The following is a 12,832-nucleotide window of genomic DNA, read 5'->3' as shown; positions in this document are numbered from 1 at the left end:
CGCAGGAGGCAGTTATGTCAAGGAGTTACCGAAAATTTCCTTCTTGTTCCCCTAATGGGGAGTTTATACCACATGAATGGAAACATTTTCGTGAACAGGAACGTCAGTGTGTCCACCGGGAAATGATGGCAGTTGACCATGGCGAGACGCTTTTCCCCCGGTATTACCCGGCCAATGAGAAAAGCTGGGTGTCTACCCATAGATGCTATTTGTCAATAAAGGAAATACGGGATACATACTATACTGAAATAAACCATATCCTTAACGATTTCCACAGCAGGCGGCCACGGGAAGCATACAGGGAAAAGTTTCTCAATAATTTTAACAGTATGGATGGCAGCGGCGTATTCGATTTTGAATGGCTTAATCATCATGGGGTCAAAAAAGTTATAAAACGTTGGGAAGGAGAGCCCCTGGATGTTCTCTATTATCTGCAGCAACAAGGCTTGATAGAGATGGCTGTCAGAAAAGCGTATAAGGCATACAAAAGAAAGGATTAAGTTATTATCAAACTTATTTCAGGGAGGAAAATAACATGAAGAAACATTGGAGCCGAACCGTACTTATGGGCGATTTAGGTGGCTTTCTTAAAAGACAAATTCCTAAAACATATAAGGAATGCCTTGAAAAAGTTCAACGGTCAGGGAAGCTTGATTTTATACCTTACAAATGGAGGACTCTTGAGATTTGCCGTATGGCTATAAATAAAGATCCGCTCCAGCTAAAATATTGCGGTCAGTATCGCCGGGAGCTTTTGCCCGAGGCAGCCAGGATATATGGGTTGCCAATAGAAAGCCAGACAGAGCAGTCTTGCATAGAGGCGGTTAAAATGGATGGGGATGCGCTGGTTCTTGTCGTGCAACAAACGCCATCAATTTGCCTGGAAGCGGTCAGGCGGGATGGCAAAACGCTCCAGTTTGTCAATCCTTCCCTAAAAACGTATGAATTATGCCTTGAAGCGGTTTACAGCTTGTGCTGGGCATTGGAGTATGTCCCAAAAAAGTTTAGGACCTATGAAATGTACCTTCATGCTGTCAGTAAATATGGGGATGCGCTTAGCAAGGTTCCTAATCGCATGATAACCAGGGAACTCTGCTTAACAGCCGTAAAAGACTGTGGGACGGCTCTGGATTATGTGCCGAATAAATTTAAATCCTATGAACTGTGCCTTGAAGCGGTTAAGAAAAACGGGGCCGCCATAACCGAGATACCGGAGAAGCTAAAAACGTATGAGCTCTGCCTGGAAGCCGTAAAACATGATTACGCAAGTTTATGGACCGTTCTCAGCAAAGTCCCTATTCCTTTAAGGAAATCGGAAATGTGCCTTGCGGCACTGAACAGGAAAGCTGAATCTATAAATCATATACCGGCAGAAGTATTGAGTTCCGAAATGTGCCTGCTTGCCATAAAGAAAGACGCTGAGATCTTTCCCTGGTTTACTGAGGAAGTACAGGCAAAAATTAAGCGGGCTCAGAATAGCGAAGTATTTTGATTAGTTTTCCGCAGTCATCTTGTAAAGTTCGTTTACTTCGTCTTTAATATCGCCAAAGGAGAGTAAACCCAGGCTGCTTAATTCTTCCTGTACTTCCCGGCCTCTTTCCGATCCCATGGCGCCGTTAAAGAACCCAATAACTTCTTCGATGGTTCGCATACTGCGAAGACGCAGGGCAGTTCTGTCAATGCTTAGCTTATATTCATTGGGCAAATCTTCTGAGTTTATGGCCTTGAGCAAGACTTTATTTTCGATGACAGACAGAATCTTTGCTTTTAATTCGTCTTCCTTTTTATTTTTTTGCGATTTTTCCGGAAGGGCCTTTTGATATTTAATCCAATCAAGCTCAAGTTTTTGAACCAGGCTTTCATCCGCTTGTATCAAGCGGGAATAATCCAGCAAGGCAGACAGGCTTGAAACCAGAACAAAGGGCGACATATCTACTTCGTTAGCGTGGGCAACTACTGTCCGTATCCAGTGTACTTTGCTGACCGCCTTGTATTCGTTATCATATTTTCCATAATAATATTTTTCATCAAGATACTTAAATATCCTGTTCCAGTTTAGCTTAAGCACATTAAGCAAATCAGCCATATCAAGGTATTTGAAGTTTTCTTTTTCTTCCCGCTGTAAGACCGGCATAATAAAATCTTCCCACCATGTGCTCGGGGAAATATGCTGAAATACCTGGACTAAAAAAACATAGGTAGGTTCTTTGAGTAGGAGCAGGTATTGGAAAAGAATGGTATAGGATCTAATCGTGTCTTTGTTCACTGGCTGTATTCTCCTTGGAAAGGCTGTATCTCCCTATCAAAGATACTTAATAGCGTAATAAATAACATAGCCCCAACTGCATAAACCATGCAAAATCGCCCACCAAATTGATTTCCAAGCACCATAGGAAATAATCATTGCAAGGCATGAACCGAAAGAAATACCTGCTTTGGCTGTCTGACGGATAGATCCTGTCAGATTACTATTGGCTATTAACATAACTGGCCTCCTTGTTGATATATCTAAAATATCTATCATATTATTAAATATGGTCGTGTACATAGCGACTTTTAGCTATATTTTATACTAAACTGTGTTTGCCGTTAGGTGAAGCCGTACATTTAAGTCCTGATCCAGAGGCAAAAAGGTCGCTCCCCCCGCTGGTGCGGAGGGGCTTGCCGCAGTATTGGCAGATCAGGACAGAACTGGCCGCCAACTGGTGCTTCTTTGTGGGGGAGTTTTTGCAGGTAAGGCCGGTACCGGAGGCGAATAAGCCTTGGGAGCCGCTGGGGCGGAGTTCTTTGCCGCAGTATTTACAGAAGGGCATTAGCGTTACCATACCCAATAGCGAAACAACGCAAGGAGATTTCCTTGCCGTTAATAATCAAATCTGTCTCGATCGCAAAAGAATCGTATTTTAGTTCAATATTTGCCATACGCAGCCTCCCAAATCGTATTTCCAATTTACATTTCTATTTGCTTATTTGACTCTATCAGGTTTTTTAGCTCTCCAATATTTGCAAATGGACTTGACGCAACAACATTAGACAAATTAGATAAACCCGATAAAACCAAGTCCTTATCATTTTGTTTTATCCCGCTATCAATAATTTCGAAATATTTCTGTATTGCAATTCTCCTTTCGTCGAAAACATTATTAAATAATTTTTCATAAAAATCATATTTTTTTGTTATCTCCGTTATCATTACTTCTTTCATAACATCCAAACGGGCAATATCCCTTTTTGTTGCCTCATTTTCCCTTTTGAATTCCATTAGCATATCAAATACTTTTGTAACATCAGGTACCGGCATGTTATTTGGTATTTTTGAAGCAACTTTAACAATATCATTTGGTGCAATTTTATTCATAATAACTCCTTTAAAATATTGGTGAATCCACCATCTTTAATATAAACCCAGTGGTATTTCCTAAATCCAGAATATACCCCAGGTCTTTGTCTGAAAAATAGGCTTTTTTAAAAATCGTCTTTTTCATATTCTTTAATATTTTGGAAACAACACCCAATGGGAATACCCTTTTATATACTGTTTTGTATTGATATGAAAATGCCTCCAAAGATTTTGCCAGAGATTCTATAAGCTCTTTTGAACGCATTTCTATAGCATCAAACTGAACAAGGTTTTTCTTGATGCTATCAATATATTCAAGTATTTTTAGTTCTTCCTCTCTTATTTGTTTAATTTTTTTATTAGCAGCTAAATGTTGAAATAATCCAGAAATAGCCAGCACGGGTATTGCAACTATACCCCCCAGAACGGCTGTTCCTGCGGCTATACCTCCGCCACCAGCTGCAATTGAACCACCGCCAAGCCATGCAAGAATTGCGTTAGAAGCTGCTGCTCCTGACAATGTGCTAATTGCCGTACCGGTTGAAGCAGCACCAAATGTTCCAATCAATGCCCATGTACCCAATGCTGTGCTAACACCTGCAACGGCGCCTTTAGTTGCACTAATAGCCATGTCGCCAGCGGTAATACTTGCATCCATTTTCTCTAAGGAATAATTTTCACTTTCAATCTTTTCATCTATTATGTCCCGTTGTTTTATACTTAGATTTTCTAATATTTCCTGAGTCTTTTTTACTTTTAAGATTGCTGCCTTTTTTGCACCAATTACATTTTCCAAAATTGTATTTATTTCCTGCCGTCTTTTTTCATGTTTTTCGTTTAATTCGGTTAATTCTTCCTGAAGACGCTCATAACCGTCAACTGCGTTCACGACCCGTTGATGAGCCCCAAAGGTTACAATATTTAACATAACATCTTTAAATCCCATCTTTCCTTACTCCTTTCAGTGTTTTCTGCACAGCAAACTTTAACCACAGATAGTGGTTACTATAACCCTATCTGTAATTTTACCAAAGGTCAATCCAATTATATCACTATACATATTTTATGGGAATATTTTGGATCATAAAGAGCGCTTGAATTTTGAAAAAAATCAATATTTGTCATACGTAGCATCCTTTGTTGTTTTCCAGACAAAATTGTCCGAGTTTAAGAGAATAAACTCATTCAAGGAGTCTATTACGCTGTGTAGCTCCTCGCTTTGTATAAGTAAATAATTCAAAATCTCTTTTGATTTTAAATTTTCTACCTCTTCATTAACAGTCATTATTTCTGTTTCAATAAAATTAAGTTTTGAAAAACATGCATCTTTAATAATAAAGATGACGCCATCCGCAAATTTATTTATTGTTTCATTGACAAATTCAATATCACGACGAATTATATCTTCTATGAAATAGTCGATTGTATTTCTAATATTAAGCTTATTTTTATCAAATATAATATCCAAGTAATATTTATTAAAATTAAGATTTTTTAACAATGAATTATATAAATATTTATTTATTGCATCATAATAAATATTATATTCATTTTCAATTATCATTACGTTGATAATTATACCAGCATTATTAAATTTTATAACTTTTTCTTGAAAATAGACTAATATATTTTCAAATCCTGTTTTAACAAAACCCTCAAGAGGTGCACAAAGTGATTTATACTCTCTTGTTCGTATAAAGAAAAGTCGTTCGACTATTCTTTGTCTGGCAACTGAAGCATCGATCTTGTAATAATATTTATTATTATCTTCAAAAAATGTTCCGCCAAGCAATCTTGTAATAAATTGGTATTTATTCCCTAATCTTCGCTCACTATTAAAGAAATACATTTTAAAGGGCAGTTCTAAAATATTTGCTGCCAAGTCAAAATAATTTAATAGCCTTTTATCGTATTTTATAAGTGTTATATTAATACATACCTGTTCGTCAATCGTCAGAATGATAAAAGTTGCACCGTCAGTCAGGCAAAGATACTCATCTTTATCTAAGGTAAAATCGTAATCCCAAGAGAAATGATTTACTAATTCTTCCACATTGGACTTTGAAAGCGTTCTTACCACAAACTGAGCCACTATGCACCCCTGGCTTTATTATATACCTTGAATTTTGAGTAACAGCCATTACGGTTTTTTTCCGTTGATAGTTTTATTGAGTCAATAAAACTATTTAATAATTCCACTTTACTTATTAATACAGATGTGTCTTCTTTAAGAAATAAAATTGATTTTTTACCCTTGTTAATTTCAGTATTAAGGGGCTTTTCAAGTTGCCGTTTATCCCCGGTTCTGTTTTTAATGATATCACCTATTAACAATAGAGCTTTATCAATTGTTTTGTCAAATTTTTTCAAGTTTTTAGAAAGTATAGTCCGCATACATTTTTCGGCAAATTGTATTAATTCATACTTCCTGTCTTCCCCTGCTTCTTTATGCAACACCTCAATGCATTCTATATCTTCTCTCGTCAGACGCTCCATAACCAAATCGGTTATGGAGATTTTCATTAAATATTCATTAAAAACTTCATTCACTAATTTCATATTAACAGAAAGCCTGTACTTTTCTATAATATTAATTACTTTTTTTTTAAATAACTTAAATATTTTTGAACCTTCAATTCTGATACCATCTTCAAGCGAGCAGCAATGCAATTCAAATTCTTCACGCACATGATTCAGCAACCTAGTTCTCCCAGCTTCCATGCCTGCTTCGGACGAACCATTGTGAGAACCGGATGAATAGTAATTACTGCCGCCATCCATGAAAATTTATATCGCTGCCGCTAAAAATGTTTCTATAGATATTATTTCTTGGGTATATTCTTTCTTTTTTCCTTGAATTTCCACTGTAGATAACTCACGATTAAGCGATTCAATTTCACGCAAAGCTGCTCCTATTTCTTTTTCTTTATCCGCGTTTTTTTCGGTAATTTTGTCTTTAACCAGTTCAAAGGTTCTTTCAATAATTTTTCCGAAAACATCCTGGTATTTGGTAAAGCCTTCGCGGATGATTTTATGGATAAAATGGTCGATCTCGCTGGCTCGTGCTCTACTAGCTTCATGACGCAGTATTTCCGCGCATTCTTCATCGCTGAGGGCAAGGCGTCGTATAACCAATCCGGAAATACCGTCTTTCAGACCGGATTTGTAATCATCAAATTCACGTTTTACATAATCAATGCTCAGCGAAATACCGGCCTCTTTTCTGCTTTGTTCAATACCGTCAACCAGTGTAGAAAAAATGGATTGCGTCGCTAATTCTAATTCTTCTTCCAGTTTAGCGCACACTTTCTGAAAATCTTTTCTTTTAGACGAAAGAAGTTTGTTCATTGCGGCAGTTTCATCAATTGTTGCCGATTTTTCATCATAAGAAGGGGCTTCTTTTATGTCGTTTGTATTATCAGCCCATGCTTTTACAGCTGATGCTATAGCAGTAACAGCCGATGCAATGCCGATTATTACAGATCCAATAGCACCCATTATCGGCCTCCTATTACGCTATTAAGCGCGGAATTCAATTTTTCTTTCATTTTTGAAACCTCCGTTGTGATATCGTTTTCCATTTCAGAAAAAAGAATATTAATTTTTTTTGTAGAATCCTTTAATTCATCCAGTTGCTTTTGCTTTTTGCTAATTGCTTTTTGTCGTGATGCGATGTCATTGTTGAGCAATTCAAGTTGTTCTTCAACTCTTGTTTTAAGTACGCTCGCCTTTTCTTTTGCCTCTTTTGATACATCATTATACCATTCATCCAAATCTTCCGAAAGAACCTTTGCAGGGTTACTTAAAGGGCCAGATTTAAGCACTTCAAGGAATTTAAGGACATTGGTACAATCAAGAATATTTTTTGCCTTTGAAATAATTTTTTGTTTTTCATCACTAAAAACTTTTTCCAGTATGCCTGTTGCAACAATCTTGATTCCGTTTTTTTCAGCAAAAGTGGTAATATCGCGGACATCATTGTCATCAATTTCAGTACCATCTTGCAACTTACGCACAAGGCTATATATTAAAGATGATACGCCAATAATATTGGTATTTATCGCGGAATGATCTTCATAGAGACCTTCAAGATGATTATACCAATCAGCTTTTTGTTTGTCCCAATCTTCTTTTGGACGATTCAGCCGATCAAGCTGCGTACCCAATATAAGCACCTTACTTTTGTCTTTCCCTATATTTTCAAAGGTTTTTTGTATGGTCAAAAGCTCCTGATCGCGCATCGTTGACGAATTGACGCATACAACTACTGCGTTAGCACGATTAATATACCCCTTGGTGATTTCCGAGCGGTAAGCTACTACATCATGCAGTCCAGGCGTATCTACAAAGCAAATATCCTTGGGTAAAGGCGATTCAGGCGAACCAAAATTCGATAGGCCTATCTCTATCTTTTTTACAAAATAATGTGCCACGTTATTTTTCGAGCTAAATTCTTTTACTCGTTCTTTTAATGCTCCAATTGATGTCGGGAATTCCTCAATGGCTGGATGTCCGAGCAATTCATTCTTTTTGCCATCACCGTTCAAAGCATTATATTCTTTTAAAAATGGTGATTCAGGATGTTTAAGTGCTGAATTCCAAAGATCTTTCCATTCTGCCTTGCTGTAAAAACTAACTTTGACGTAGTTCTTTTCCGCGTATTTGAAAATAGAAAGTGCGGCAGTTTCGGGTGTAACATCCCAGTGTGCAATGTCATCACCAAGAATAGCATTCATAAGCGTCGATTTTCCCGCTTTGACTGCCCCAACCAGAGCAACCTGCAGCTCCGGATTGCTGACAAATCCGGAGTACTGCCGGATTGACTTTTCCTCAGAAGAAAAACTATCAGGAAAATAGGCCTTTACTTTTTCTAGTTCAGTTAATAGTTTCTCCGTCTTTTTTTGATATGGAAGCGCTAAATCATTTGCCATAGTAAATACTCCTTTGTTTTAGTAAATATATTTATTCACTTAATACACCTATCAATGAACCAATATCGGTATAATCGGAAATCCGCCCAAGACTGCCTCAACCTGCTTGGATTCAGACAGCCCCGTCTTGCACCAAACAGCAAAATGCTCACAATTATTGAGCGCCAGGTTATATTCATTTTCGCCAATCCTTGATCGCGCTCGCTCTACGGTCTCTTCGCCTGAATACAAATGATATTCGGAACTTTTTTTTATTTTATTTATCAATCCAATAACACCATTGTCACCTACAGAAATTATTGGTCCCATTGTTTTTAGTAGTACTGGAACCTTTGTGTTTTTCCTATATTTTCCCCAGTCGTAATCTTCAGAGAACTCAATTTTGTAACATTCGCCGCCCTTTAGAAAATTATCCAAAGAAGTTTCATGTACACAGATATCATCACCAAAATCTCCGGTTTCAGAAGCATAATGAATTACTTTTTTGCGTCCGATATAAACACCATAATGCTGGTACACCCCTCGATCAGTATAAATTACGTCACCTTTTTTCAGGCGATGGGATTTTTCTGAAACTTCCTCTTCTTCTTCAGAACTAACGCCAAGCAATGGATCAAAAATATCGTCAAGTTTTGAATTAAGTGAATCCTGAATGTCATCAATTATATCAAATAAACCCATTTTATCCTTACTCCCTACTCAGCGTTTTCTGCCCCGCTTCCAAAAGCAGCGCGTTCACATCCGTCAAATCGTAAATCTTATGCTCCACACAAAACCTGATAACCAAATCCGCTATAGAACTGTAGCTTAAAGCATACCCGGCGGTTTTGAGGAACTCATCGAACTCATCGTGAGACAAGCTAAGGGCAAGGCCGAATGCAACGGCGGTCTCTTTCTTTGGCCGATAATTTGAGGAACCCAATATCTTGGAGTAAAGCCGCTTGTCAATTTGCGCCCGGTGGTAAAGCTCAGCCGGTTTATACCCCCGTTCCTCCCGGAGCCGTTCCAGGGCAAAACCGAAGGATTCCCAACTCCGGTTCTCCTTGACGAAGGCCGACATAAGGTTTGTTGTTTCATTAAAATCTTGCTGACCAATATGTTTAGCCACATCGGGCAGGTTTTGCTTGGGAACCTTGCCAAAAAGGTCAAATACCGATGGCTGGGGCTTGAATTCCCGCTTGAGATACTCCCCCAACTCCTTGAAAATAGGCTTGAGCGTCTCATCTCCGGCTAAATCTTTAATTTTATGGGTAGCTTCGCCCAAAATCTGTTCTATGCTGCTGCTGGTTTGGCCTACAAGCTTGCTGATCTGGGTCGAAAAGTCAGCAATATCGCCTTGTGTTGCTTTAGTTTGTGGTTTTTCTTCATTTATCCGGGCTTTTTTTTCAGTGTTCTTAGTCAAACCTGCCTCCGACTCCTGTTTGAACCATTATATTAACCCTAAAGCAATTATAGGTCCCCCGATAGGCGACTTTTAAGCGATTCGCAATCACAGATAGTAGTCTTATAACACTATCTGTAAGTTTATCTACTGTCAAGGGACCTATATTATTTCGTATTATAGGGGAATAGTGTAGTGGATGGCGATGGCCTGCGAGTCCTTTTTAGCCGGAATTTAAAACGATTACGGGCTTCTCATGGGCTTTCACAGCAGATTCTGGCAGAAAAGGCGAATATCTCAGTCACGTATTTGGGGGCCATTGAGCGGTGTGAACGCTGGCCTCATCCGGATATTTTGGCGAGACTGGCCGATGCCCTTGGGGTGGAAGTCCGGGAGTTTTTTAGCCCGGAAAATCCTGTGGTCGCAGATATTAAGGAAATCGTTGATAAGCTGACCGTGGACGTGTCTACCCTGATAAATTCTTCCCTGGAACTATTGGGCAAGGTCTCCGACGAAAAATCTGATTCATAAATCAAACCCTTTAAAATAGAATGATACATATCTACTCTTCATGAGTTCCGATAAATTTCACATCCGATTTCATCTCCTCGCCATTCATCCGGTCGATGTTTTCCATCATTCCAGTGTCGTCCGTCATAGCGGCTGAACTCCATATGAAGAAAGAGCAGATCGAGATTGCCAAATAACCCAAAATGATCCGTATGCATATTGATACGTATATCGAAACCAGCCGTTAAATTATCGTTGCCCCATGTTTGTATTTCAATCCCTTTGTCTTTTTTTAGATGGGCAAAAGCGTGCCAATCCAGTTTTGAGCCCAATGGCAGATGTATTCGAAAACATGGCAAATTGAACTCGAAAGTAAATCCCATATCGAGGACCCAAAAATGTATCTTGATCCCTGATAATCCGATTTTTAAACCAAACCAGAATACGTTGCTAAGATTCCACCACCAATTACTGATAGTTTCAAGGAATGCACTCGGTTTACCATGTCCCATTGGCATAGGTTTTATGGTAAACTTACCGATTTTACGGCTATGCTTTTTCATCCATTCAACGACGTTTTCTTCACTCAACTCATCCTCATCATGATTCATAAGGCTGCCGGTGTCTTCATTAATGTCTTTGTTTAGCATTTTTCCCCCTTTTTTTAGAATGTATCACTCAACGCGTTGGAGAGGAACAGTACCGTATTTCGGTCAATCACTATTCACTAACCCGGTATACCTGTTGTTCAGATGATACATCCCCCAAATGAACCTAGCAGCTTCCCATCCAGTCATATTTTTACACGATGGTAATTTCGACGGCCGTCTGGCCCATTTTGCAATATCGGCTTTAACTTCTTGGGACCAAGATTCCCTGTTTCTTACACGGTGTTTTATTTTGACATCCTTGCTTTTTATTGGCGCAGGACCGGTGATATTGAGAATACCAATTTCTTCCCCGCCAAGATTAAATACATGCGCATGGGCAGGAGATTGGTTTTCATCAAGCAATTCGTTATTCATGTATCCGTGGTCGTCAGAATGTATCCGGATTATTATGCCTAGATCATCTGTCTCAGAACAAACAGTGATCACCTCAACATGTTCTACTTTTAATTCATGATGGGTAATTTTGTTAAATATTCTTTTTACCGGACGGAAGAAATCATAGTAATATTGCTTGTCGTAAAATGGATCTAAATGAATTGAGCAATGCTGGAGATATTTATGTAAATTGGGATACTCGATTTTATACCCTGAATGTTTATCTCCCCAAAGGCTATAAAGGACATTATTTTCGCAAAAGCATATAATCGCTTCCAGTTTAATGAATCTATTTGTAATATTCATTATGTCCATACCGGTGTTTAAATCGCGGAATCTAGGTGAATATGAAACATAACCAGTTCGAATATACCTTGACCAAAACGGGTTGGATAGCCCGAATATTCGCCGAAGAACTCTGCTGATAAATGTCGCCCTAAAATAAAATCTATAAGGATTAGTTTTATCAAAATCATCCATTTTTCTGTTTAGCTCCTTTATTCTTCCTTAATTGCTTTGTGCGCTCAGTTTGATGGTGCATCAACATATTTCTCGTCATAAGTGCGTTGACGGCTTTCCAGTAAATCCTGCCTGTAAACCGGGTCTACCCTAACTCCGCCACGTCTCACTATCGTTCTCCACATTTTTTTTACCTGTTCTTCTATTTGTTCTTTGAGTGTACGGAAAGATTCATAGTAGTATTGATCCTGATATGGACTACCCATTCTTTTACCCACTCTTTCGTTTGAACAATGGCAAAGGTAATTGTGCAGGTTAGGAAACTCATCGACGCGTTTGGCATTCTTATATTTCCACAAGTCCCGGAGAACATTGCTGTCCCGGAACACCACAATCGCTCTTAGTTTGACAAAGCGATTTGTAGTATACAAAATATTAGTTTCATCAAGATCTCCCGCAGTCCCAATGTTGTGAAAACTTATAATGTGATCGAAATAAATAAAACGGCTGCCAAGCAACAGCCAGCATACTTTGCCGATGAGTGTAAGCTCGAAATGAAACTGATAAGGAAATTCCTTGTTTTGCTCGACCCAATCCGGGTCCCACATGAGTTCTAAGTTAATCACAATCCACCTCCTTTTGTCTTTGCCGGAATCGCCGCTAAAAGAGATACTATTGAACTCACCTGTACAGACTCTGCAATACCCGTTTTACACCAGATTGCAAAATGTTCACAGTTATTAAAGAAGAGGTTATACTTGCCCTCACCGATCCTGGAGCGGGCGCGGTCCGCCGTTTCTTTGCCCGAATACAAATGGAAACTGGAACTTGAAAGCTCTACCATGAAAGCAGACACCGAATCCATAACCGTAAAAAGATTTGGATGCTCTATCATACTAAATACTTTTGTTCCAAGGTCCGGCTTCCGGTATGTACCTGAAAACGTGCAAATCAAGCAACGCCCTCCGCGAAGGAAACGACTAAGAGTAGTTTCATGCACGCAAATAGCATCTCCAAAATCTCCATTCTTTGAGGCATAATGGATGACTTTATTATTCCCAACATATACGCCATAATGGTAATACATTCCACGGCTTACTACAAGAATGTCCCCAAGCTTTGGTGGATAGTTACCTTGACGAATTATATTTTCGGTTTTTCCCAT

Annotated in this window: 18 protein-coding genes; 3 read left to right on the top strand and 15 right to left on the bottom strand. The window is 38.8% G+C overall.

Annotation, left to right across the window (positions count from 1 at the left end; translation table 11 throughout):
• Positions 1 to 14: 14 nt before the first annotated feature.
• Positions 15 to 500, top strand: coding sequence for a hypothetical protein (locus tag LQZ19_RS16000; RefSeq protein WP_411048689.1), 486 nt, complete (start codon positions 15 to 17; stop codon positions 498 to 500).
• A gap of 194 nt (positions 501 to 694) precedes the next feature.
• Positions 695 to 1,492 carry a DUF4116 domain-containing protein gene (locus tag LQZ19_RS15995; RefSeq protein WP_411048688.1) on the top strand — a complete coding sequence of 266 codons (798 nt, stop codon included), beginning with the start codon at positions 695 to 697 and terminating at the stop codon, positions 1,490 to 1,492.
• Here LQZ19_RS15995 and LQZ19_RS15990 read toward each other — a convergent pair whose 3' ends face one another.
• The 11 genes from LQZ19_RS15990 to LQZ19_RS15940 all read right to left on the bottom strand — a co-directional run bounded on the left by LQZ19_RS15990 (position 1,493) and on the right by LQZ19_RS15940 (position 9,673).
• Complete coding sequence (locus LQZ19_RS15990) at positions 1,493 to 2,266, bottom strand: Swt1 family HEPN domain-containing protein (protein WP_411048687.1); 774 nt, start codon at positions 2,264 to 2,266, stop codon at positions 1,493 to 1,495.
• 36 nt (positions 2,267 to 2,302) lie between these two features.
• On the bottom strand, positions 2,303 to 2,485 hold the full coding sequence (locus LQZ19_RS15985; protein ID WP_411048686.1) for a hypothetical protein: 183 nt from the start codon (positions 2,483 to 2,485) through the stop codon (positions 2,303 to 2,305).
• Between the two features lie 314 nt (positions 2,486 to 2,799).
• Positions 2,800 to 2,922: a hypothetical protein gene (locus LQZ19_RS15980; RefSeq protein ID WP_411048685.1), complete on the bottom strand. Its 123-nt coding sequence runs from the start codon at positions 2,920 to 2,922 to the stop codon at positions 2,800 to 2,802.
• Positions 2,923 to 2,950: 28 nt separating this feature from the next.
• Positions 2,951 to 3,358, bottom strand: coding sequence for a hypothetical protein (locus tag LQZ19_RS15975; RefSeq protein ID WP_411048684.1), 408 nt, complete (start codon positions 3,356 to 3,358; stop codon positions 2,951 to 2,953).
• 10 nt (positions 3,359 to 3,368) lie between these two features.
• Positions 3,369 to 4,286 (bottom strand): hypothetical protein, encoded by a 918-nt coding sequence (locus LQZ19_RS15970; protein WP_411048683.1) that lies wholly within the window; start codon positions 4,284 to 4,286, stop codon positions 3,369 to 3,371.
• Positions 4,287 to 4,451: 165 nt separating this feature from the next.
• Positions 4,452 to 5,432 carry a hypothetical protein gene (locus tag LQZ19_RS15965; RefSeq protein ID WP_411048682.1) on the bottom strand — a complete coding sequence of 327 codons (981 nt, stop codon included), beginning with the start codon at positions 5,430 to 5,432 and terminating at the stop codon, positions 4,452 to 4,454.
• Positions 5,432 to 6,121 carry a hypothetical protein gene (locus tag LQZ19_RS15960; RefSeq protein WP_411048681.1) on the bottom strand — a complete coding sequence of 230 codons (690 nt, stop codon included), beginning with the start codon at positions 6,119 to 6,121 and terminating at the stop codon, positions 5,432 to 5,434. The genes LQZ19_RS15965 and LQZ19_RS15960 overlap by 1 nt, the downstream gene beginning before the upstream one ends.
• A gap of 6 nt (positions 6,122 to 6,127) precedes the next feature.
• On the bottom strand, positions 6,128 to 6,838 hold the full coding sequence (locus LQZ19_RS15955) for a hypothetical protein (protein WP_411048680.1): 711 nt from the start codon (positions 6,836 to 6,838) through the stop codon (positions 6,128 to 6,130).
• Positions 6,838 to 8,271, bottom strand: coding sequence for a dynamin family protein (locus LQZ19_RS15950; RefSeq protein WP_411048679.1), 1,434 nt, complete (start codon positions 8,269 to 8,271; stop codon positions 6,838 to 6,840). Before LQZ19_RS15950 ends, LQZ19_RS15955 begins: the two co-directional genes overlap by 1 nt.
• Positions 8,272 to 8,322: 51 nt before the next feature.
• The gene (locus tag LQZ19_RS15945; RefSeq protein WP_411048678.1) at positions 8,323 to 8,952 is read right to left on the bottom strand and encodes a lecithin retinol acyltransferase family protein; all 630 of its coding nucleotides are present in this window, start codon (positions 8,950 to 8,952) and stop codon (positions 8,323 to 8,325) included.
• A gap of 7 nt (positions 8,953 to 8,959) precedes the next feature.
• Positions 8,960 to 9,673, bottom strand: a complete 714-nt coding sequence (locus LQZ19_RS15940) for a helix-turn-helix domain-containing protein (protein WP_411048677.1) — start codon at positions 9,671 to 9,673, stop codon at positions 8,960 to 8,962.
• Between the two features lie 174 nt (positions 9,674 to 9,847).
• On the opposite strand from LQZ19_RS15940, the gene LQZ19_RS15935 reads away from it, so the two are divergent.
• Positions 9,848 to 10,183, top strand: a complete 336-nt coding sequence (locus tag LQZ19_RS15935; RefSeq protein ID WP_411048676.1) for a helix-turn-helix domain-containing protein — start codon at positions 9,848 to 9,850, stop codon at positions 10,181 to 10,183.
• 38 nt (positions 10,184 to 10,221) lie between these two features.
• On the opposite strand, the gene LQZ19_RS15930 is transcribed toward LQZ19_RS15935, so the two are convergent.
• From LQZ19_RS15930 to LQZ19_RS15915, 4 genes are all read right to left on the bottom strand, one after another.
• Entirely contained in the window at positions 10,222 to 10,812 is a 591-nt protein-coding gene (locus LQZ19_RS15930) for a hypothetical protein (RefSeq protein WP_411048675.1), read from the bottom strand.
• A 63-nt stretch (positions 10,813 to 10,875) separates the two neighbouring features.
• On the bottom strand, positions 10,876 to 11,688 hold the full coding sequence (locus LQZ19_RS15925) for a hypothetical protein (RefSeq protein WP_411048674.1): 813 nt from the start codon (positions 11,686 to 11,688) through the stop codon (positions 10,876 to 10,878).
• Positions 11,689 to 11,732: 44 nt separating this feature from the next.
• Positions 11,733 to 12,293: a hypothetical protein gene (locus LQZ19_RS15920; RefSeq protein WP_411048673.1), complete on the bottom strand. Its 561-nt coding sequence runs from the start codon at positions 12,291 to 12,293 to the stop codon at positions 11,733 to 11,735.
• Positions 12,290 to 12,832, bottom strand: a complete 543-nt coding sequence (locus tag LQZ19_RS15915; RefSeq protein WP_411048672.1) for a lecithin retinol acyltransferase family protein — start codon at positions 12,830 to 12,832, stop codon at positions 12,290 to 12,292. The genes LQZ19_RS15920 and LQZ19_RS15915 overlap by 4 nt, the downstream gene beginning before the upstream one ends.

Origin of the sequence: Treponema primitia, assembly GCF_046533075.1 — a bacterium.
Taxonomy (GTDB): Bacteria; Spirochaetota; Spirochaetia; order Treponematales; family Breznakiellaceae; genus Termitinema; species Termitinema primitia_B.
Note: the sequence above shows the minus strand (reverse complement) of the source record. Positions and strands in the feature narration are given on the sequence as shown.